The organism is Anaeromassilibacillus senegalensis (assembly GCF_001261775.1).
Classification (GTDB): domain Bacteria; phylum Bacillota; class Clostridia; order Oscillospirales; family Acutalibacteraceae; genus Anaeromassilibacillus; species Anaeromassilibacillus senegalensis.
The window spans coordinates 653589-673987 of the sequence record NZ_LN868538.1 but is presented as its reverse complement, the minus strand read 5'-3'; the positions used below and the strand labels follow the sequence as shown (position 1 = coordinate 673987).

Genomic DNA, 20399 nt, shown 5'->3' with positions numbered 1-20399 from the left:
AAATGGAAAGAAGAGTCGTTATTACGGGACTGGGCGCGGTGACGCCGATCGGCAACGACGTCCCCACTTTTTGGGAAAACGCGGTCGCCGGGAAAAACGGCATCGGCCCCATCACAAAATTTGATACCACGAACAGCAAGGTTAACATCGCGGCGGAGGTAAAGGATTTTAACCCGCTGCTCTACATGGAAAAACCGCAGGTGCGCAAGACGGACCTGTTTACACAATACGCGCTGGCTGCCGCCGACCAGGCGATGCAGGACAGCGGAATCGCGGGCAAGGTGGACCCGGAGCGTTTGGGCGTCTACGTCGGTTCCGGCGTGGGCGGTATGGACACCTTTGTGGAAGAAGTCACCAAGCTCCTGAACAAAGGGCCGAAGGGCGTTTCCCCGTTCTTTATCACCAAAATGATCACCAATATCGCGTCCGGTAACATTGCCATTAAACACAATGCGCAGGGGCCGTCCATGTGCGTCGTAACCGCGTGCGCCACCTCCGCCAACGCGGTGGGTGAGGCGTTCCGCGCCATCAAGCACGGTTACGCGGACGCGATGATCGCGGGCGGCGCGGAAGCCACCATCAATGAAATGGCGATTGCGGGCTTTGCCAACTGTATGGCACTTTGTACCACAAACGACCCGGAAAATGCCTCCATGCCGTTTGACAAGCGCCGCAGCGGCTTTGTCATGGGTGAGGGCAGCGCGGTCCTGATCCTGGAGGAATACGAGCACGCCGTGCAGCGCGGCGCAAAGATTTATGCGGAGGTCTGCGGTTACGGCAACACAAACGATGCACACCACGTCACCGCGCCGCACCCGGAGGCCGTCGGCCCCGCCAATGCGGTCAAGCAGGCCATGCGGGAGGCTGGAATTCCGGAGGGTGCAGCGCTGTACATCAATGCGCACGGCACCAGCACGCCGCTCAATGACAAAACAGAGACGCTGGCGTTTAAAAAGGCGCTGGGCGAGGAACGCGCCAGACAGACGCCGATCAGTTCCACCAAGTCCATGACGGGCCATATGCTGGGCGCGACCGGCGCGCTGGAAGCGATTGTCTGCACACTTGCGCTGCAGAACGGCGTCGTACCGCCGACGATCCATTATCAGGAGGCGGACCCGGAGTGCGATCTTGACTATGTGCCGAACACGGCGCGCAAGGTCGAACTGGAGTACGCGCTTTCCACCAATCTGGGCTTTGGCGGCCACAATGCCTGCCTGGCCTTCAAAAAGTACAACGGTTAAGGAGGCGTTCCCATGAAAATAGAGGAAATCAGAGAGTTGGCCCAGATCATGCAGGAAAGCGGCCTCGGCTTGATGGAAATCAAAGAGGGAGAAAACTGTATCCGGTTGGAAACCGCCTGTGCCGCGGCTCCGGCGATTCCGGCCCCGGCGGCGGTTGCCGCTCCGGCTCCGCAGGCGATTCCGGTGCAGGACGCGGCCCCGGTGGACTTTAACAACCCATCCGGCGATTCCGGCCCCGGCGGCGGTTGCCGCTCCGGCTCCGCAGGCGATTCCGGTGCAGGACGCGGCCCCGGTGGACTTTAACAGCCTTAAGGAGATCAAATCCCCCATGGTGGGCGTGTTTTATGAAGCGCCTTCCCCGGAGGCGGAGCCGTTCGTCAAGGTGGGCAGCAAGGTCAAAAAAGGCGACGTGCTCTGCGTGGTGGAGGCGATGAAGCTGCTCAATGAGATCACCGCCGATGCGGACGGCGAGATCGTGGACGTTTGTGTGGAAAACGGGCAGCTGGTGGAATACGGCCAGGTGCTCTATAAAATATTTTAATTGGCAGGGAAGAAGAGGCGTTACACATGACGAAAGAGGAATTGAAACAGATTATCCCCCACCGGGAACCGATGCTGCTGCTCGACGAGGCATCGTTGACCGGCGAAAACCTGGCGGAGGGAAAATATACCGTGCGCGGCGACGAGTGGTTTTTGCAGGGCCATTTTCCGGGGAACCCCGTGGTGCCGGGCGTGATCCAGTGCGAGATGATGGCGCAGACCTGCTGCGTGCTCTTCGCGGAGGACGTAAAGGGCCACACGCCGCTATTCGGCGGGCTGGATAAGGTGCGTTTTAAGGGGCAGGTCAAGCCGGGGGACACCATTGTGTTCCGCTGCAGCACGGTTAAGCACCGCGGCCCGTTTTACTTTGCACAGGGCGAGGGCTTTGTAAACGACACGCTGGTGGTCAAGGCGGAGCTTTCCTTTGCCGTGACCTGAGGCTCTGAACGAATTTGAAGAGTAAGAGGTGGAATCCTTGTTTTCAAAAATATTGATCGCCAACCGCGGGGAAATCGCTGTGCGCATCATCCGCGCCTGTAAAGAAATGGGCATCCTGACCGTGGCAGTCTTTTCAGAGGCGGACCGCGACGCGCTGCATGTGAGCCTTGCGGACGAGAGCATCTGCATTGGCCCCCCGCAGGTGCAGGACAGCTACCTGAATATGACGGCGATTCTTTCCGCGGCGGCGGCAACCGGTGCGGGCGCAATCCACCCGGGCTATGGCCTGCTCTCGGAAAACGCGAAATTTGCCGCGCTCTGTGAGGAATGTCATATCACGTTTATCGGCCCGTCTTCGGAAGTTATCTCGCTGATGGGCGACAAGGACGCCGCCCGCAAAACGATGATTGCCGCAGGCGTGCCGGTCATTCCCGGCTGCGATATGGTGGAGGATCCGGAGAAAGCGAAGCAGGAGGCCGACCGCGTCGGTTACCCGCTGCTGGTCAAGGCGCGGGCGGGCGGCGGCGGCAGGGGCATCCGCCTGGTCCGGAAACCGGAGGAGTTTGAGACGGCGTTCCGCGCCGCTTCTCAGGAGGCGCTGCTGGCATTTGGCGACGGCGGCGTGTATCTGGAAAAATACCTTTCGCCCACCAAGCATATTGAAATGCAGTTGCTGTGCGACCAGCAGGGAAACGTTGTCGCTTTGGGCGAGCGCGAATGCTCCGTGCAGCGCAAAAACCAGAAGCTGATCGAGGAGAGCCCGTCCCCGGCGATTTCGCAGGAGACGCGCGCCAAAATGACGGAGGCGGCCTGTAAAGCGGCGAGGGCCGCAAAGTATACCGGCGTGGGAACCATCGAGTTCCTGTTTGACAGGGACGGCAACTTCTATTTTATGGAGATGAACACCCGATTGCAGGTGGAGCATCCCGTGACGGAGATGGTCTCCGGCATCGACCTGGTCAAATGGCAGATCCGCGTGGCGTCCGGTATGCAGCTTGCCTTCACGCAGGAGAAAGTCGCGTTGTCCGGCCACGCCATCGAATGCCGCATCAACGCGGAAAATCCGGACCTCAACTTCCGCCCAAGCTGTGGGAAAATTTCTCTGCTGCACATTCCTGGCGGACCCTGGGTGCGGTTCGACACGGCGCTGTACCAGGACTACGTTGTGCCGCCGTTCTACGATTCGCTGATCGGCAAGCTGGTCGTGTTTGCGCCGACGCGCGAAGAGGCCATCCGCAAGATGCAGGCGGCCCTCTGCGAGCTGGTTGTGGAGGGCGTGGATCACAACGCGGAGCTGCACATGGATATTTTAAGCGACCCGGCGTTCCGGTCGGGCGACTACTATACCAACTTCATGGAGTTGCGGGAAAAGAGGGGATAATACATGCTTTCAAAAAACATGTTTAAGAAGCCGAAGAATGATCTGGAATCGTACGATAAATACGCAAAATCTCCGGCGCCGGATATCCCCAATGAGATGTGTGTCGCCTGCCCGAACTGCAAGGCGATGCTGTTTACGGGCGAGCTGAACGAGCACTTTCACATCTGCCCCAAGTGCGGGCACCACTTCCGCGTCAACGCGCGCCAGCGCATCAGTATGGTTGCGGACGACGACTCTTTTGTGGAGCGCGACGCGGGGATGCGGTCCCGCAACCTGATTGACTTTCCCAACTATGAGAAGAAGCTCAAACACGCCTATCTGGACAGCGCGGAGAAAGAGGGCGTCGTCTGCGGCACGGCGCGCATCGGCGGAATGCCCTGCTGCCTGTTTGTGATGGAGCCGTATTTTATGATGGGCAGCATGGGCACCGTGGTGGGCGAGAAAATCACCCGCCTGTTTGAGTATGCAACGGCGCATTCCTTGCCCGTGGTGGGCTTTACGGTTTCCGGCGGCGCGCGCATGCAGGAGGGGACGCTCTCCCTGATGCAGATGGCCAAGACAAGCGGCGCGGTCAAGCGCCACAGCGACGCGGGCAACCTGTATATCGCGGTGCTGACGGACCCGACCACCGGCGGCGTGACCGCCAGCTTCGCCATGGAGGCGGATATTATTCTGGCGGAGCCGGACGCGCTGATCGGATTTGCGGGACCGCGCGTCATCCGGCAGACCATCCGCCAGAAGCTTCCCGCGGGCTTCCAGCGCGCGGAATTCCTGTTTGAAAAGGGCTTTGTGGATCAGGTGGTCAAACGTAATGTGCAAAAGGATGCGCTGGCAAAGCTGCTGGCCCTGCACAGTGCGGCCCCGGAAGGAGGTGCGGACCTTGGAAGCATTTGACAGAGTACAGGCGGCCCGTGCGAAGGGCCGTGCGACCGGCACGGATTTTATCCGCAATATCTTTGACGATTTCATGGAGATGCACGGCGACCGCCGCTTTGGCGACGATAAAGCCGTTGTTGCGGGGATCGCGCGGCTTAACGGCATGCCGGTGACGGTGGTCGCCCTGGAGCGCGGGCACGACACCAAGGAGAAGCTGTTCCGCAACTTCGGCATGGCGCATCCGGAGGGCTACCGCAAAGCGCTGCGCCAGATGAAGCTGGCTGAGAAGTTCCACCGCCCGGTGATCTGCTTTGTGGATACCGCCGGCGCATACTGCGGCATCGCCGCGGAGGAGCGCGGCCAGGGTCAGGCGATCGCGGAAAACCTGATGGAAATGATGACGCTGAAAACGCCGGTTCTCTCCGTATTTGTCGGGGAGGGCGGCAGCGGCGGCGCGCTGGGCCTCGCCGTGGCGGACGAAGTCTGGATGCTGGAAAACGCGGTGTATTCCGTCATTTCCCCGGAGGGCTGCGCGAGCATCCTCTGGAAGGACAGCGCCAAGGTTAAAGAGGCGGCGGCCTGCCTGCATATGACAGCGGAGGACCTGCTGCGCTTCGGCGTGATTGAAAAGATCATTCCGGAGGGCCGCAATGACTTTGAAGAGGTGTACCGCATCTTGAAGGCGGATTTGTATGATACGCTGGTCCGCAACGGCAGGCTTCCAATGGAAGAGCTGCTGGAAAAGCGCTACAACCGATTCCGCAGAATGGGGGCGGAGGGCTTATGATTACATTGATTACAGACAGCACCGCCTGCATGACGCGGGCGGAGGCGGAACTTTTCGGCGTCCGTCTGGTACCGATGCACTACACAATCGGCGGAACGTCCTATCTGGAGAGCTTTTCGGACTGCAACGGCAATTTTGAAGCGCTGCTGGCGCAGAACAGCGGTACGACGGCGCAGGCATCCGTTTCTGACTTTACCAAAGTTTTTCAGGAGATTGTCGGCAGGGGGGACGAGGCGCTCTGCCTGGTGATTTCCTCACGGCTGAGCGGCGCATACAGCAGTGCGAGCATCGCGGCACTGTCGGTTGCGCCGCAGAGGATCGCGGTGGTGGATTCCCGCACCACAGCGGGCGGGTTGACGCTACTGCTCAAGCAGGCGGCGAAGCTGGCGCGCTGCGGGGTTTCGCTGAAAAGCATCGCGGACAGCGTCAAGCAGATGCGCAAGCGTACGGGGACGGCCTTCTCTGTAAGCAGTATGGATTCCCTGCGCCGGAGCGGGCGGCTCAGCGTTGTGCGCCAGTCGGTCAATACCATCCTGAATATCCGCCCGATCCTGCTTCTGGATAAGGACGAGGGGGCGCTGGTGTCCGGCGGGACCGCGCGCGGGCGCAGTGCGCAGATGCAGGCGCTGGCGGACCAGGTGCCGGAGAACGCCTCTGAGGTGCTGATTCAGTCGTTGGGCAGCACGGCGGCGCCGGCACTGCTGGAAAAGGTGCGTGCCAAGCTGCCGCATGCATCGATCACCTGCGGCACACTGGGGCCGGTCCTGGGTGTCAACATCGGCTTGGACGCAATCGGCGTCTCATGGATTTCGGAGTAAACATGTAGGATAAAAAATCCCATTCGGAAGCTGTAAAAGTTTCTGAATGGGATTTTTTGTTTTTATAAGTTGACGAGCGGTAATGCGGCGGTAAAAACCGTGCGTCCGTTGCCGCTGTCCGCGCGAATTTTTCCGTGCACTTCCTCCACAATGGCCTTCGCAATGGCGAGGCCCAGGCCGTAGCCGCCGGTTTCCCGAGTACGGGCGCTGTCCGCGCGATAAAAACGGTCGAATACATGGGGAAGGGCTTCTGCCGGGATTTCTTCACCGGAGTTTTCCACGCGCAGGACGGCGTGATTCTTTTCCCGGTACAGGCGGATTTCCATCCAGCCGCGCGGCGGCGTGTGCTTGACAGCGTTGTCCAGCAGGATATAGATCAGGCGGGAAAGCTTTTCCGGATTGGCGGCAACCGTCAGGGCGTCTTCAATATACGAGTGAATTTCCACCTCTTTTTCAAAGGCGACCGCCTCAAAAGAGAGCAGGCAGCCGGTCAGCTGGCGGCTGAAGTCCAGCGGGCGAAGCGGTTCGCCGTCCTGCTCGTGGTCCAGCTTTGCCAGCGTCAGCATGTCGTTGACAAGCCCGCTCATGCGGTCGAGCTGGACCCGCATGGCGGAAAGCCACTGCGCCTGGTCGTGCACCGTCTCATCGGCATTTCCTTCAACAACGGAGAGGTTGGCGCCCAGGATCGCCAGCGGCGTTTTCAACTCGTGAGAGGCGTCGGCGACAAAATTTTTCTGCCGTTCAAAGGTATCCCGGACGGGCTTGACCGTCCGGTTGGCAAACAGGACGCTCAGGGCGAACAGCAGCAAAAGGCTGAGGGCGCTGACGCATAACAGGATCAGCAGCGTGTTGCGCAGGAATGTGCGCTGGTTGGTTTGGTCCAGGAGGACAATACGGGAGCGGTCTTCCTGCCGGGCATAGGCGAAGATGTATCCGTCCATTGTGAATTCCCCGCGTTCTCCGTCGGATTGGGCGGCGATACCGGCGGCCTCCTCCACCAATTCCGTGGAGATGTCCGGCGGCATGCTGAGGATTTCCAGTTCTCCAAAGATGTTCTGGCGAACCGAGATCACGCCCATGAGAGGCGGTTCCCGGCGGCCGTTCTGCATGTGGAAGGCGCGGTCCAGCATGAAATCTGTCTGCCGCTGGTTGGAGACGATCATTAAAGCGGCCGTTACGGCAAAGATCGCCGCGAATACCAGCGAGAGCAAGGCCATATTAAAGCGGACCAGCTTCCATTTCAGTTTGCGGAACATGGCGGTTCCTCCAGTCGGTAGCCCACACTGCGGATACAGGCGATGCGCATGTGCGAGCCGAGATAGGCCATCTTTTTGCGCAGGAAAGAGATGTACACTTCTAAGTTATTGCCCGCCGCTGCGTTTTCAAAGCCCCACAGTTTGGTCAAAAGCTCCTCTTTGTTGACAATGCCGTGCAGGCGCAGAAAGAACTGCTTCATGATCTCAAATTCTTTGTTGGTCAGCTGAACGGATTGCCCATCGCATTCCAGCGTGTAGTTGGAAAGATCCAGCGCGAGGTCACCCGCCCGCAAGATGGAGTCCGGGATGATTTCCCCATAGCGGCGCGTCATGGCGCGGATACGGGCGAGCAGTTCCTCCGTGGCGAAGGGCTTTGCCAGATAGTCGTCCGCACCGCTGTCCAAACCCAGGACTTTATCGCCGACTTCCCCCTTTGCCGTCAATAGCAGGACCGGTGTGGAAACCGACGCGGCGCGCAGCTGGCGCAAAAGCGAAAGTCCATCCAGTTTGGGCAGCATGATGTCCAGCAGGATCATATCGTAAATGCCGGTGAGCGCTTCGTCCAGGCCCTGTTCCCCGTCGTATGCGGCGGCAACCTCCCACCGCTTTTTGCTGAGGATCTGGCAGAGCGCGTCACTCAGCGGTTTTTCGTCTTCTATCAGGAGCAGTTTCATAAAAAGTTCCTCCCATCCCATTTTATAGCTCTATCCTACCGCGCCAAAGTGACCTCCCCCTGCCCACCACGTGAACATTCCCTGAAGACCTGCGGTCAGCACGGACCTGCGGTCGGCACGGCCCGCCCTTTTCCGCGCTGCGAATAACAAATATATTCGTGCGGGACGGAAAAGACAAGCTCCCAAAGTTGTGGTTAACAAAATCACGGGAGCAAGTCTTTTCCGTCGCGGCCTTGCGCGGATGCGATTTAGGTTAAACTTCCGCCCGCGCCGACCTCCACCGGAGGTGGTGTTTTCCGTCGCGGCCTTGCGCGGATGCGATTTGAGTTAAATTTCCGCCCGCGCCGTCCTCACCGGAGGTGTGTGATGGATGTGTGAAGCGGGGCTTAAACTTGTGTGAATCGGATGTTTTTTCAGGTTCAATTAAGCTTTGACTCGTATAATGAGACCCGGACACAAGACTGAGATACGGAGGTGAGCGGATGAAAGAACGCATTCCCGCTTTTTGGGCGGCGCACCGATGGACGGTCCTGTCCGCTGCCATCGGTGCAGTCGTCCTGGCGGCAGGTATTTTGGGAACCCTGTGGCTTGCCGCGGGATAAACGCAGAAAAACTGTGCGGAAATAATCAATGAGGTGATCAAATGAAATCCTTTAAACAAACCATATCCATGCTGCTGGCGGTCAGTATGCTGGCGTCATCCATACCGGCCTATGCCGGCGCCACCGTAACCGATATGTCGGATAAGGTGGTATCCTCTCTGGGCTTTACGGATTCTATCGTTACAACCTCCAATATCACTCGCGGGGAATTTGCACAGATGCTGTTGAACGCCTCTTCTTATAAAGGGAAAGCAGGCAGCGCCGTATTTTACCGAAAATTCAGCGACGTAGGCGCGGATACCGCCTATGCCTCCGCGATCAATCTGGCGGCATCGCAGGGCTGGATGACCGGCTACCTGGATGGTACGTTTAAACCCACCCAGCCGGTTAAACTGCGGGAGGCGGTCTACGGCGTTCTGGCACTGCTGGGCTACACAAACGCAGACTTTACGGGTGACCAGACGGCGGGGCGAACCTCCATGTATTACGCAAAGGAATTGGACGATGGGCTTTCTCTTTTAAATATGGATTCGGCCATGACGCTGACCAACTGCAAGGATCTTCTGTATAACGTGCTGAAAGCGGATACCAAGAACGGCTCGATGTACGGGAAGCTCTTTGACTGCGAGCTGGACAGCGACGGAGAGATTAACTATATGAAGCTGGCGGACAACAACATCACCGGCCCGGTTCGCGTGACGGAAAGCAAGGACATCGGCAAGATTTTGCCCTTCAGCGAGAAAAACGCAACCTATATCTTTGACGGCGAAGTCGGCCAGAACCAGGATTACAACAGCGTGGATACGGACGACATCGTCTATTACAGCACAAAAACCCGGACCGTCTGGGTCTATCAGGACAACCGCAGCAGCGGCACGGTGACCGGCATCGCCTATGATAATTCCAGTTCCATGACGCCCGTTGCGGTCTATGTGGACGGGACCAGATACAACCTGACCACGGAGGAAATGCAGTATGCGTTCTCCACACTGGGCAAGGTCCATGTGGGCGACGAGATCACGGTTGTGTACGACGACAATTCCACGAGTGGAGAGGATTCTTCCAACTACAACTATACATTAAAGGGGTATCTGCTCGATGACTGATGAAAAGGATAAGTTTGACACGACAGAGCTGGAACGGCTGAAGCCCAAACGTTTTTCTTTCCGAAGAAAGAACCGGGAACCCGGCGCAAAACCGGGGTGGAAACGGGCATTGCGCATCGTCGTCGCGTTGGTGCTGGTCGCGGCAATTGGCTTTACTGCATTTCAGTTCCTGGTGAAAAAGGATGTTGGCAGCGGGGAAGAGCAGGTGCGCACCGCGACGGTGGAACGGCAGACAATCCAGTCCTCCATCTCCTCCTCCGGCACGCTTGCCGCGCTGGATACCTACACCATCACGTCCCTGGTTTCCGGCGAGGTCATCAGCGCTGATTTTGAAAAAGGCGACGAGGTACAGAAGGGCGACATTTTGTATCGCATCGACACCGATTCCGTCGATCAGAAAGTTGATTCCGCGCAGACCAATTTGGAGCGCGCGCAGAAGAAATACCAGGACGCGCTGAAAAATTATAACGACGCGGCGCAGGATTACCGGTCCCTTGACTATTCCTCTCCGGAAGAAGGATACATTAAAACGCTGTATGTGGAAGCCGGGGACACGATCAAGAGCGGCGATAAGATTGCAGACGTGTATAACGATAAAACCATGGTGCTGAAGGTTCCTTTTCTGAGCGCTGACGCGGAGAAAATCTCCGTTGGCAGCACCGCGCAGGTACAGATTCTGGAAACCTATGAGACGCTGGAGGGCACCGTGACCGCTGTCAACACCATGGAGCAGACGCTCAGCGGCGGCAGTGTGGTGCGCATGGTCACCATTCAGGTGCAAAACCCGGGCGGACTTTCCACCAGCAGCACCGCGTCCGCAACGGTAAACGGCGTATCGTGCAGCGGGGACGGGACGTTCTCCGCCCTGCTGGAAAAAACCATCACCGCGGAATACGGCGGCGACATTGCTTCCATCCATGTGCAGGAAGGTGGTTATGTGCATCAGGGAGCGGCGCTCTTTACCCTGACACGGGAATCCGCGGACGATGCGCTGAAAAGCGTGAAGGACCAGCTGGAATCCGCGGAACAGAGCGTGGAAGACGCACAGACCAGTCTGGAGAACCAGGAAGACAGCCTCAGCGACTACGAAATTACCGCACCGATCTCCGGCCAGGTGATTGTGAAGAATACAAAGGCGGGCGATACGCTCAACAGCGGCGGCAACAATACCACGGCCATGGCGATCATTTATGATATGTCCGCGCTCACCTTTGATATGAACGTCGACGAGCTGGATATTCTCAGCATCGAAGTCGGTCAGAAGGTACAGGTCACCGTGGACGCCTTTGAGGGGGAGTCCTTTACGGGCAGGGTGACCAACGTCAGCTTGGAAAGCACCTCCAGCAACGGTGTGACGCAGTACCCGGTCACCGTGCAGATGGATGAGGTCGGCGAGCTGCTGCCCGGCATGAACGTCAACGGTGAAATCATCATCGAGGAGGCCGAAAACGTGCTGGCAGTACCCGCACAGGCGCTGATGCGCGGAGATACCGTTTACATACAGGACGACAGCGTCAAAGAGACAGAGGGCAGAGTGCCCGCCGGATTCCGTTCCGTGGAAGTGGAGACCGGCCTGATCAGCCAGGATTATGTAGAAATCAAGAGCGGCCTTTCCGAGGGAGACGTGGTCTATATCGACCCGACTTCTTCCACCGAAACAACGACCTTTGCCATGGGCGGAATGCCCGGCGGCGGGATGCCTGGCGGCGGCGGTGGCATGCCTGGCGGCGGTGGACGTGGTCTGTATCGACCCGACTTCGTCCACCGAAGCAACGACCTTTGCCATGGGCGGGATGCCCGGCGGCGGGATGCCTGGCGGCGGCGGTGGCATGCCTGGCGGCGGTGCAATGCCCACAGGCGGTGGGGGCGGCCGCCCGGGAGGTGGATTCTGATGAGAACACAAACGCTGCAACCGTTAATCTCCTTACAGGAAATCTATAAAATTTATAACATGGGCGATATGGTGGTGCGCGCCAACGACGGGATCTCTTTGGATATCTATCCCGGGGAATTCGTCTCCATCGTGGGAAAATCCGGCAGCGGCAAATCCACCATTATGAACATCATCGGGGCGCTGGACGTCCCGACGGACGGCAAATACGTCCTCAATGGGCAGGACGTCAGCTGCATGAAGGACGATAGTCTGGCGGAGGTCCGCAACAAAACCATCGGCTTTGTATTCCAGCAATACAATCTGCTTCCCAAACAGAACCTGCTGGAAAATGTGGAGCTGCCCCTGGTCTATGCAGGCGTGGGAAAGAAGGAGCGCACGGAGCGCTCCCTGGAATCGTTGGAACGGGTGGGCCTGCGCGATAAATGGCGCTATTTTCCGCAGCAGCTTTCCGGCGGGCAGCAGCAGCGCGTGTCCATTGCGCGCGCGCTGGTGGGGAACCCCTCCCTGATCCTGGCGGACGAACCGACCGGCGCGCTTGACTCCAAAACAAGCCGCGAGGTGTTGGACTTTCTAAAACAGCTGCACGACGAGGGAAATACCGTCGTCATCATCACCCATGACAATTCCATCGCTATGGAAGCCGAGCGCGTGGTCAAGATCCACGACGGAAAGATTATTTTTGACGGAGATGTGAGTGCCTATGAGTCAATCCTTTAGGCTGGCGATCAAGAGCATCGCGAGCAGTAAAATGCGCTCCTTCCTGACCATGCTCGGCATTATCATCGGCGTGGCGTCCGTCATCATTCTGGTCAGCCTGATGCAGGGAATGACAAACTACATTTCAGACAGCTTTTCCGACCTCGGCACCGACCAGGTGAGTGTATCCGTAACCAATACGGACACCCGGAATGTGGATGTGGACACCATGTATGCCTTCCTGGACGAACAAAGCAAGCTGTTTGCCAACATGAGCCCCACAGTCAGCGTGCGCGCCACCCTGAAAAAGGGGACGGAGAGCACGACGACAACCAGCATCAGCGGCGTCGGCGAAGATTACATGCAGGTCAAGGCGCTGGAGCTTTCCATGGGGCGCTTTATCCAGTATTCCGACATCGTTTCCCGTCAGAAGGTCTGCGTCATCGGTTCCTACGTGGCGCAGGACCTATTTGCGGGGCAGAACGCCCTGAACCAGACGGTGAAAATCAACGGCGAGGCATACACAGTGGTCGGGATTTTGCAGGAAAAGGCGGAGTCGGAGGAAGGCTCCTCCGACGACTGTGTCTACCTGCCCTATTCAGTGGCGACCAAGCTCTCCTTCAGCGCGGATATATCCAGCTATACCTTTACGGTCAACAATGTGGATGACATGGAGACCGCGAAAACCGTGCTGAAAAACGAGCTGTATGAGATATTTAGAAACGAGGACCTGTACACCGTCACCAGCCTTTCCGAGATGCTGGAGATGGTGACTTCCATGACGGATATGATGACCCTCCTGCTGGTCGGCATCGCGGCGATTTCCCTGTTGGTGGCCGGTATCGGCATCATGAATATCATGCTGGTTTCCGTGACGGAACGCACGCGGGAAATCGGTATCCGCAAGTCTTTGGGCGCCAAGCGCCGGACCATTTTACAGCAGTTTATCATCGAGGCGGGCGTCACCAGCGCCATGGGTGGCCTGGTCGGCATTGTACTGGGCTGTGCGGTGACGTCGGTGGTCGGTGGGCTGATCGGGCTGGAGGCGACGCCGTCCGCAGCGGCAATTCTGGTTTCATTCGGCATCTCGGCGGGCATCGGCGTGATCTTCGGTTATATGCCGGCACGGCGCGCCGCCAAGCTGAACCCGATCGACGCGCTGCGGAGCGAATAAGCCGGTTTGCGACCGTTTCCGGGCGTCGGGAGGGCGCGGCAGCATGCGCATGCCGTTTCAGCATGGCCCTGTCCTGTTTTCAGGCCATGCGAGACGACCGGGGCGTTTCTTATAGATTGGCGGGTTTACCGCTGGAAACGGCAGCTGTCCGGGAGAACCGGGCGGCTGCCGTTTTGTTGCTTCTGTCAAGAATGGACCAATAAGTTTAGCTACTATTTTGTTGCGTTGCCAATCCCGAAGATGTAAAATAAAGGTAAGAATTATTCTTAAATTTATCAGACAGGGGGAAGGAAAATGGATCAGAAAAAGTTGACAAACGAAGTGGGCGCGCCGGTGGCGGAAAACGAAAATTCCCTGACCGCCGGTCCCCGGGGCCCGGTGATGATGCTGGACGTCTGGCTGTTGGAAAAGCTGGCGCATTTTGACCGGGAGGTCATCCCGGAAAGGCGCATGCACGCGAAGGGCTGGGGCGCTTACGGCACGTTTACCGTAACACACGACATCACGCAGTGGACAAAGGCAAAGGTGTTTGAGCCGGGTAAAAAGACGGACGTATTTATTCGCTTTTCCACAGTTGCGGGCGAGCGCGGCGCGGCGGACGCGGAGCGCGATATTCGCGGCGTAGCTTGCAAGTTCTATACGGAGGAAGGCAACTGGGACCTGGTGGGCAATAATACGCCGACGTTTTTTCTCCGGGACGTACATAATTTTCCGGACCTGAACCGCGCGGTCAAGCGCGATCCGCGCACGGGCCTGCGTTCCGCGCAGAACAACTGGGATTTCTGGACGCTTCTCCCGGAAACGTTTCACCAGACCACGATTGTCATGTCCGACCGCGGTATTCCGGCCACGTTCCGCCACATGCATTTTTTTGGGGAGCATACCTTCAGCTTTTACAATACAAAAAACGAGCGCGTTTGGTGTAAGTTCCATTTCCGCACGCAGCAGGGGATCCAAAATCTGACCGACGCGGAAGCAGAAGCGCTGATTGCCAAAGACCGCGAGAGCCACGGGCGCGACCTGTTTGCATCAATCGAGCGCGGAAACTATCCCCGCTGGACCATGTATGTGCAGATTATGACGGAAGAACAGGCGAAGAACCATTATGAAAATCCATTTGACATCACCAAAATCTGGCGGCACAAGGAATACCCGCTGCATGAAGTTGGCGTTCTGGAGCTGAACCGCAACCCGGAGAACTATTTTGCGGAAGTGGAGCAGGCGGCGTTTACCCCCGCCCATGTGGTGCCGGGCATCGGATTCTCCCCGGACAAATTCCTGCAGGGCCGCCTGTTTGTCTATGGGGATGCACAGCGGTATCGTTTGGGCGTCAATTACAATCAGATTCCCGTCAACCGCGCAAAATGCGAAGTCAATGATTACCACCGCGACGGGTTCATGCGGACCGATGGGAATTACGGCGACCGGCCGGCCTATACGCCGAACAGTTTGGGAGACTGGTCCGCGCAGCCCGGCGTGATGGAGCCCCCGCTGGACCTCTCCGGCGCCATGTACGCCTACGACCCGAAGGACGACCCCACGGACGACTGCTTCCGCGCGGGCGGGGACCTCTACCGGGTGATGACGGAGGACAAGCGCGCCCTGCTAATTGAAAATACCGCGCGCAACATCGCGCCCGTCACGGAGAATATCAAGTACCGCCACGCGGTGCACTGCTATCTGGCGGATGAGGAATACGGCAGGCGTGTCACGGAGGCAATGGGGCTGGATTTGGAGAAGGTGAAAACGCTTTCCAGGCTGTCTCATCAGGAGCTAGTCGAAGCGACGCTGCAGCCGTAAAGTAAAAAAAGAGTATAAAAAACAACACGCGGATGGTTTTGCTTTTAAACCGTCGCGTGTTGTTTTGTTTATTCCGAAATCTGTATTTCTTCATCGATTTCCTCCGGCCCGGGTTCCTCAAACCACGTGTCAAACCGCGCGCGTTTCTCCGCGTCGATGTGGTAGGCGCGCAGTTCGCCGCGCTCCACCGCCTGGTTGCGGGCTTCCAAATGGCGGGTGATCACCTCGTACGGCGCGTTCAGATAGACCAGCTTCGCGGGGATTCCCCGCCCGGCAAAACGGGCTTTGGTTTCCTCCCGCTCCGCGCGGCTCCAGAAGCCGAAGTCGAGCACGACCGTCAGACCCAGCGTGTAGAGCTCCTCCGCCTGCTGGAGTAAAAACGATTTGCAGCGGCGCAGCATGTCCTGATGGCGTTCCGGCCCGATGCAGGTATCAAACAGCCGCAGCATCAGGTCGTCGCTGGAGAGGACGGCGGTTCCGCCCCGCTCCCGCAGCCGCTGTGCATAATAGGTTTTGCCGCAGCCGCAGGGGCCGCAGAGCAGGATGATTTCCGGCATGATATGTTTTCCTTTCCGTTCAAGCTCCAATACCCAATACTCCGAATAGCGTAACACTTTGCTTACGCTTATAAGTTTCTATTTCAGAAGCATCTACATCATAATTGTAAATATTACCGTGCGCTTGTCCATCTCTTTCAGAAACAAATATTAGGCCTGCGTCTACTCCGTCCGTATTGACATAGAGCAAATAGGTAGTTTGAAACGCGATGGATTTGCTGATGGTCGTGGTTTCATTCCATAGGCAGTCCGGGTTTTGTTTGGCGACTTCTTCACGGATCAGATTGAGGCCTTCTTCTCTTGCTTCCTCGGCGGAGATCGTAAGAACGTCTTTGTGATCGTTTATGTAGTTGATCATAGTGATCACACCGGCGGAAAAGCCGATCAGCAGGCACAGCAAGGCGGAGAGATAGAATCTGGGCCGTTCCCAGAGGATGTTGGATTTTTCTTTGTACATATGTTATTCACCTTGCATTCTGTGCATTTAGGCGCCGATCCCCAGCAAACCGAATAAAGTGACGCCTTGATTGCGTTTTCCCACTTCTATGTAAGAGGCGTTCACATCATAACTATCAATTTCGCCGTGCGCTTTCCCATCCCTCTCAAATACAAAAATAGCGCCTGCGTCTACTCCGTCTGTATTGACATAGAGCAAATATGAGGTGCGAAACGCGATGGATTTGCTGATGGTCGTAGTTTCATTCCATGGGCAGTCCGGGTTTTGCCTGGCGACTTCTTCACGGATCAGACTGAGACCTTCTTCCCTTGCTTCCTCAGCGGAGATCGTAAGAACGTCTTTGTGATCGTTCATGTAGTTGATCATGGTAATCACACCGGCGGAGAAGCCGATCAGCAGGCACAGCAAGGCGGAGAGATAGAATCCGGGCTGTTCCCAGAGGATGTTGGATTTTTCTTTGTACATACTCGTTCATCCTTTAAAAGTTTTATGGAATTGAAATGGACCATGGGAATCAGTCCTTTCTATATTTTGATATTTACATAATAAGGTAAAATGGAGTTTTCGTCAATATTTTCTTAAAACGATATCATTAAAATAAAATTAGTTATATTATGGCGAATTGATTTGCTTAAATCTATAAATATGATGAAAAGAGAGCCATCACATGACTCTCTTTTCATCAGCTTTATTAACCTTTTACACAATCTGGAACAGATAGAATTTAAGATAATCCGTCTCCGGCACGTTCCAGAGGATGGGGTGGTCTGGGGACTGCTGGCGGGCCTCAATCTGCCGCAGAGAGACGTTGGCGTCGAACGCCGCGCTGCGCAGCATATCGCGGAACAGCGCGTCCGTCATAAAGTGCGAACAGGAGCAGGTGGCCAGATAGCCGCCGCGCGGCAGCACCTTCATGGCGCGCAGGTTGATCTCCTTGTAGCCGCGCATTGCGTGCTCCACCGTCTGGCGCGACTTCGTAAAGGCCGGCGGGTCGAGGATGATGAAGTCGTAGCCGTCCTTCGCGCCACAGGGCAGGGAGGGCAGCAGGTCAAAGACATTTGCCGCCTCAAAGCTCATGGAGTGATCCAACTGGTTGCGTTTGGCGTTCGCCTCCGCCATTGCCACAGCGGCTTCCGAAATATCCACCGCGTGGACGTGTGCCGCGCCGCCCATTGCCGCGTTCAGGCCGAAAGAGCCGGTATGCGTAAAGCAGTCCAGCACGCGTTTGCCCCTGCTCAGCCGCGCCACCGCCTGACGGTTGTACTTTTGATCGAGGAAAAAGCCGGTCTTCTGGCCGTTTTCAAAATCCACGCCGTAACAAATGCCGTTTTCCACAATTTCCGTCTCTGTGGATGCGGGCGTGGGGATCCCGTCCAGCGGGAAAAAGCCCTTGCCCTGCTCCATGCCCTCCAGTTCACGGATCGCCACGTCGTTGCGCTCGTACACGCCGGAGATTTTCTGCCCGTCCTCCTGCAAAATGCGCACCAGCAGGGGAAACAGCATGGATTTGCGCTGCTCCATGCCCAGGCTGAGCGTCTGCGTCACCAGAATATCGCTGAACCGGTCCACCGTCAGGCCCGGGAACGCGTCCGACTCACCGAAGATGACGCGGCAGCAGGAGAGATCGTTTCCCATCACCGTCTTGCGGTAGTCCCATGCATACCGCAGGCGGCGCTTCCAGAAAGCTTCGTCAAACCGGTCGTTCGCGTTGGTGGAGAGCAGCCGCACCCGGATTTTGGAGTGGCGGTTATAAAAACCCGTGCCCAGATATTTGCCGCGCGGGCTGATGAGGTCGACCAGATCGCCGTCTTTGCAGGCCATTTCCCCCCGGCCCAGCTCTGTATTGTAAATCCAGGGATGTCCCGCCTTAATACTGTTTTCCGCTTTGCGGGTGACTTCCACCCGCGGATAATTCCTCTCCTGTTTCATGCTCCGCTTCATTCCTTGTCCATCAATTTTTTAATCAGTATAACATAAACGCCCCCGTATAGGAAATACGGGCCGTATTTTTTATTGCATTAAGAAAATCGCGAGATTTTCCACTTCTAAACGCAACAAAAAATGAACGGCTGTGACTTTCCTGTTGTTCCGCGCGGAGGTTTCTTCGGAATCAGCTATTTTTTATTACGCCCATGGTTTATAGAAAATCTCAAAATATCCACGCGCAACAAAAAATGGATTGCTGTGGCTTTCCTAATTGTTTCGCGCGGAAGTTTCTTCGGGATCAGCTATTTTTTACGATAAAACAGGGACAAGATAGAATACAGTGGAATATTTTTCGGTTATGCGCTATAATAAACAAAACGGACGATCGTCCGTATGTACAGCAGGTCTGCGGAACCCCAAAGGGCGGTATGATACTGTCCCCGGGCACGGGTTTTCCATTTAACAGGGAAAGCGCCGCGCCAGGATTCCGTTTTCAGGCGTGTCCAAGGGCGCGCCCATTAAATATAGAAAAGGAAACAGTATGACATTTCAAGAACTTGGCATGATCCCATCCATTTTGAACGCCCTGAAGAAAGAGGGCTATGCATCGCCGACGCCGATTCAGGAGCAGGCGATTCCCCCGGTGCTGCGGGGAAAAGATCTTCTGGGCTGTGCCCAGACGGGCACGGGAAAGACAGCGGCTTTCGCTGTGCCGATCTTGCAGCGCCTGACTGAACAGGGCGCTGCGCAGCCAAAGAAAATCCGCTCCCTGATCCTCACGCCCACCCGGGAGCTGGCGCTGCAGATTTACGAGAGCTTTACGGCTTACGGACGCTATCTTTCCCTGAAATCCTGTGTGATCTTCGGCGGCGTGCCGCAGAACGCGCAGGTGCAGCAGCTCAAGCGCGGTGTCGACATTTTGGTCGCCACGCCGGGCCGGCTGAACGACCTGATCAACCAGGGGTTCATCAAGTTGCAGGACGTCCAGATTTTTGTGTTGGACGAGGCGGACCGCATGCTGGACATGGGCTTCATCAACGACGTGAAGAAGGTCATTGCAAAGCTGCCGCAAAAGAGGCAGACGCTTTTATTCTCCGCAACCATGCCGCCGGAGATCAGCGAGCTGGTGGATACGATCCTGTACCAGCCGGAAAAAATCACGGTGACGCCGCCCGCCACTACGGTGGAGGCCATCGATCAGAGCGTCTATTTCGTAGACAAAGAGAATAAGCGGAAGCTGTTGATCCATTTGCTGCAAAATCCGGAGATCACCTCCGCGCTGATCTTTACCCGCACCAAGCATGGAGCGGACCGCGTGGTGCGGGAATTGACCCGTGCGAAGATCAGCGCCGCGGCGATTCACGGTGATAAGTCCCAGAACGCGCGCCAGAAGGCGCTGGGGGACTTTAAAAAGCATGTGACGCGCGTGCTGGTGGCGACGGATATCGCCGCGCGCGGCATCGACATCGACGAGCTTTCCCATGTAATCAATTACGATATTCCGGAGGTACCGGAGACGTATGTACACCGCATCGGCCGGACCGGCCGCGCGGGGCTTTCCGGCATCGCGGTTTCCTTCTGCGATATCAACGAGAAGGCCGACTTTGCCCGCATCGTCAAGCTGATCGGCAAGGATGTCCCCGTGGTGACTGACCACCCGTATCCGATGCTGATCACGGTGCCGACGCCGAAATCCGAGCTGCGCCGCAACCGCGGCCAGCGCCCGCAGCAGCCGGCGGCGCAAAAGACCCAGCCGGCCCCGCAGAGGAAGCAGGAGCCCAAAAAGAAGGCGGAGACGCCCAAACTCGCCGGGCCGAAGCCGGCCCCGCAGAAAAACCGGCCGCAAAAGGCGGCAAAACCCGCCGCGCCAAAGCTTCCGCAGAAGCAGCCGGTGCGTACACCCGCTCCGCAGCCGGAAAAAACAACGCCGATGACGGAGTTTCCGTCCCTGCACGACCTGTTGCCGGAGCAGCGCCCGACGCTCTACGGCAAAACGGAGGGCGGCAAAAAGCCGCGCCAGAGAAGGGACCCGGTCCCGGGCGGACGCGGGATGCAGAAACGGGATGCGAAACCCATGCAAAAACTGGAACCCATCCGCAAGGCGGAGCCCGCGCGCAAGCGTCCGGTCGACCAGCCGCTGGGACAGACGCGCTTTGGACGCAGGGGATGATCCATG

19 protein-coding genes and 1 pseudogene are annotated in these 20399 nt (G+C 57.2%); 14 read left to right on the top strand and 6 right to left on the bottom strand.

Annotation, left to right across the window (positions count from 1 at the left end; translation table 11 throughout):
• Positions 1–2: 2 nt before the first annotated feature.
• Genes fabF through BN2106_RS13385 form a run of 8 tightly spaced genes read left to right on the top strand, consistent with a single transcriptional unit; the run spans position 3 to position 6081 of the window.
• Positions 3–1241, top strand: a complete 1239-nt coding sequence (gene fabF / locus BN2106_RS13420) for a beta-ketoacyl-ACP synthase II (RefSeq protein WP_050699076.1) — start codon at positions 3–5, stop codon at positions 1239–1241.
• 12 nt (positions 1242–1253) lie between these two features.
• A complete protein-coding gene (locus tag BN2106_RS16825) occupies positions 1254–1544 on the top strand; it encodes a hypothetical protein (RefSeq protein WP_050699075.1) in 291 nt (96 codons plus the stop codon).
• The gene (gene accB, locus BN2106_RS16820; RefSeq protein WP_242846330.1) at positions 1516–1782 is read left to right on the top strand and encodes an acetyl-CoA carboxylase biotin carboxyl carrier protein; all 267 of its coding nucleotides are present in this window, start codon (positions 1516–1518) and stop codon (positions 1780–1782) included. Before BN2106_RS16825 ends, accB begins: the two co-directional genes overlap by 29 nt.
• A 26-nt stretch (positions 1783–1808) precedes the next feature.
• The gene (locus BN2106_RS13405; protein ID WP_050699073.1) at positions 1809–2219 is read left to right on the top strand and encodes a 3-hydroxyacyl-ACP dehydratase FabZ family protein; all 411 of its coding nucleotides are present in this window, start codon (positions 1809–1811) and stop codon (positions 2217–2219) included.
• 37 nt (positions 2220–2256) lie between these two features.
• Positions 2257–3600, top strand: a complete 1344-nt coding sequence (accC, locus tag BN2106_RS13400) for an acetyl-CoA carboxylase biotin carboxylase subunit (RefSeq protein ID WP_050699072.1) — start codon at positions 2257–2259, stop codon at positions 3598–3600.
• 3 nt (positions 3601–3603) lie between these two features.
• Positions 3604–4494 (top strand): acetyl-CoA carboxylase, carboxyltransferase subunit beta, encoded by an 891-nt coding sequence (gene accD / locus BN2106_RS13395; protein WP_050699071.1) that lies wholly within the window; start codon positions 3604–3606, stop codon positions 4492–4494.
• Positions 4481–5263 carry an acetyl-CoA carboxylase carboxyltransferase subunit alpha gene (locus BN2106_RS13390; RefSeq protein WP_195891848.1) on the top strand — a complete coding sequence of 261 codons (783 nt, stop codon included), beginning with the start codon at positions 4481–4483 and terminating at the stop codon, positions 5261–5263. The genes accD and BN2106_RS13390 overlap by 14 nt, the downstream gene beginning before the upstream one ends.
• Positions 5260–6081: a DegV family protein gene (locus BN2106_RS13385; RefSeq protein ID WP_050699069.1), complete on the top strand. Its 822-nt coding sequence runs from the start codon at positions 5260–5262 to the stop codon at positions 6079–6081. The genes BN2106_RS13390 and BN2106_RS13385 overlap by 4 nt, the downstream gene beginning before the upstream one ends.
• A gap of 62 nt (positions 6082–6143) precedes the next feature.
• Here the strand turns inward: BN2106_RS13385 and BN2106_RS13380 are convergent, their stop codons facing one another.
• Both BN2106_RS13380 and BN2106_RS13375 read right to left on the bottom strand, forming a co-directional pair.
• Entirely contained in the window at positions 6144–7337 is a 1194-nt protein-coding gene (locus BN2106_RS13380; RefSeq protein WP_050699068.1) for a sensor histidine kinase, read from the bottom strand.
• Positions 7322–8011, bottom strand: coding sequence for a response regulator transcription factor (locus tag BN2106_RS13375; RefSeq protein WP_050699067.1), 690 nt, complete (start codon positions 8009–8011; stop codon positions 7322–7324). The genes BN2106_RS13380 and BN2106_RS13375 overlap by 16 nt, the downstream gene beginning before the upstream one ends.
• 643 nt (positions 8012–8654) lie before the next feature.
• Between BN2106_RS13375 and BN2106_RS13370 the strand changes: the two genes are divergently transcribed.
• The 5 genes and pseudogenes from BN2106_RS13370 to BN2106_RS13355 all read left to right on the top strand — a co-directional run bounded on the left by BN2106_RS13370 (position 8655) and on the right by BN2106_RS13355 (position 15283).
• A complete protein-coding gene (locus tag BN2106_RS13370; protein ID WP_050699066.1) occupies positions 8655–9719 on the top strand; it encodes an S-layer homology domain-containing protein in 1065 nt (354 codons plus the stop codon).
• Positions 9712–11352 (top strand): annotated as a pseudogene (locus tag BN2106_RS13365) (efflux RND transporter periplasmic adaptor subunit); the annotation flags it as partial. The gene BN2106_RS13370 and the pseudogene BN2106_RS13365, both read left to right, overlap by 8 nt.
• Positions 11353–11610: 258 nt before the next feature.
• Complete coding sequence (locus tag BN2106_RS15830) at positions 11611–12330, top strand: ABC transporter ATP-binding protein (protein ID WP_082236508.1); 720 nt, start codon at positions 11611–11613, stop codon at positions 12328–12330.
• Positions 12314–13483, top strand: a complete 1170-nt coding sequence (locus tag BN2106_RS13360; RefSeq protein ID WP_050699065.1) for an ABC transporter permease — start codon at positions 12314–12316, stop codon at positions 13481–13483. Before BN2106_RS15830 ends, BN2106_RS13360 begins: the two co-directional genes overlap by 17 nt.
• A 294-nt stretch (positions 13484–13777) precedes the next feature.
• Positions 13778–15283: a catalase gene (locus tag BN2106_RS13355; protein WP_050699064.1), complete on the top strand. Its 1506-nt coding sequence runs from the start codon at positions 13778–13780 to the stop codon at positions 15281–15283.
• Positions 15284–15351: 68 nt separating this feature from the next.
• On the opposite strand, the gene BN2106_RS13350 is transcribed toward BN2106_RS13355, so the two are convergent.
• The 4 genes from BN2106_RS13350 to BN2106_RS13335 all read right to left on the bottom strand — a co-directional run bounded on the left by BN2106_RS13350 (position 15352) and on the right by BN2106_RS13335 (position 18226).
• Positions 15352–15840, bottom strand: a complete 489-nt coding sequence (locus BN2106_RS13350) for a P-loop nucleotide/nucleoside kinase family protein (protein WP_154666532.1) — start codon at positions 15838–15840, stop codon at positions 15352–15354.
• 19 nt (positions 15841–15859) lie between these two features.
• Positions 15860–16297: a hypothetical protein gene (locus BN2106_RS13345; RefSeq protein WP_050699062.1), complete on the bottom strand. Its 438-nt coding sequence runs from the start codon at positions 16295–16297 to the stop codon at positions 15860–15862.
• Between the two features lie 27 nt (positions 16298–16324).
• Positions 16325–16762, bottom strand: coding sequence for a hypothetical protein (locus BN2106_RS13340; protein ID WP_050699061.1), 438 nt, complete (start codon positions 16760–16762; stop codon positions 16325–16327).
• A gap of 234 nt (positions 16763–16996) precedes the next feature.
• Positions 16997–18226 (bottom strand): class I SAM-dependent rRNA methyltransferase, encoded by a 1230-nt coding sequence (locus BN2106_RS13335; RefSeq protein ID WP_050699060.1) that lies wholly within the window; start codon positions 18224–18226, stop codon positions 16997–16999.
• A 538-nt stretch (positions 18227–18764) separates the two neighbouring features.
• On the opposite strand from BN2106_RS13335, the gene BN2106_RS13325 reads away from it, so the two are divergent.
• Positions 18765–20393: a DEAD/DEAH box helicase gene (locus BN2106_RS13325; protein WP_074017525.1), complete on the top strand. Its 1629-nt coding sequence runs from the start codon at positions 18765–18767 to the stop codon at positions 20391–20393.
• The last annotated feature ends 6 nt before the right edge of the window (positions 20394–20399 follow it).

Bases quoted from the DNA above. Each gene is read 5' to 3' on its own strand.
- BN2106_RS13355 (WP_050699064.1), top strand. From the start codon at position 13,778: ATGGATCAGAAAAAGTTGACAAACGAAGTGGGCGCGCCGGTGGCGGAA.
- BN2106_RS13360 (WP_050699065.1), top strand. From the start codon at position 12,314: ATGAGTCAATCCTTTAGGCTGGCGATCAAGAGCATCGCGAGCAGTAAA.
- BN2106_RS13375 (WP_050699067.1), bottom strand. From the start codon at position 8,011: ATGAAACTGCTCCTGATAGAAGACGAAAAACCGCTGAGTGACGCGCTC.
- BN2106_RS13350 (WP_154666532.1), bottom strand. From the start codon at position 15,840: ATGCCGGAAATCATCCTGCTCTGCGGCCCCTGCGGCTGCGGCAAAACC.
- accD (WP_050699071.1), top strand. From the start codon at position 3,604: ATGCTTTCAAAAAACATGTTTAAGAAGCCGAAGAATGATCTGGAATCG.
- BN2106_RS13385 (WP_050699069.1), top strand. From the start codon at position 5,260: ATGATTACATTGATTACAGACAGCACCGCCTGCATGACGCGGGCGGAG.
- BN2106_RS13325 (WP_074017525.1), top strand. From the start codon at position 18,765: ATGACATTTCAAGAACTTGGCATGATCCCATCCATTTTGAACGCCCTG.
- BN2106_RS15830 (WP_082236508.1), top strand. From the start codon at position 11,611: ATGAGAACACAAACGCTGCAACCGTTAATCTCCTTACAGGAAATCTAT.
- BN2106_RS16825 (WP_050699075.1), top strand. From the start codon at position 1,254: ATGAAAATAGAGGAAATCAGAGAGTTGGCCCAGATCATGCAGGAAAGC.
- BN2106_RS13335 (WP_050699060.1), bottom strand. From the start codon at position 18,226: ATGAAACAGGAGAGGAATTATCCGCGGGTGGAAGTCACCCGCAAAGCG.
- fabF (WP_050699076.1), top strand. From the start codon at position 3: ATGGAAAGAAGAGTCGTTATTACGGGACTGGGCGCGGTGACGCCGATC.
- BN2106_RS13380 (WP_050699068.1), bottom strand. From the start codon at position 7,337: ATGTTCCGCAAACTGAAATGGAAGCTGGTCCGCTTTAATATGGCCTTG.
- BN2106_RS13345 (WP_050699062.1), bottom strand. From the start codon at position 16,297: ATGTACAAAGAAAAATCCAACATCCTCTGGGAACGGCCCAGATTCTAT.
- BN2106_RS13340 (WP_050699061.1), bottom strand. From the start codon at position 16,762: ATGTACAAAGAAAAATCCAACATCCTCTGGGAACAGCCCGGATTCTAT.
- BN2106_RS13405 (WP_050699073.1), top strand. From the start codon at position 1,809: ATGACGAAAGAGGAATTGAAACAGATTATCCCCCACCGGGAACCGATG.
- BN2106_RS13370 (WP_050699066.1), top strand. From the start codon at position 8,655: ATGAAATCCTTTAAACAAACCATATCCATGCTGCTGGCGGTCAGTATG.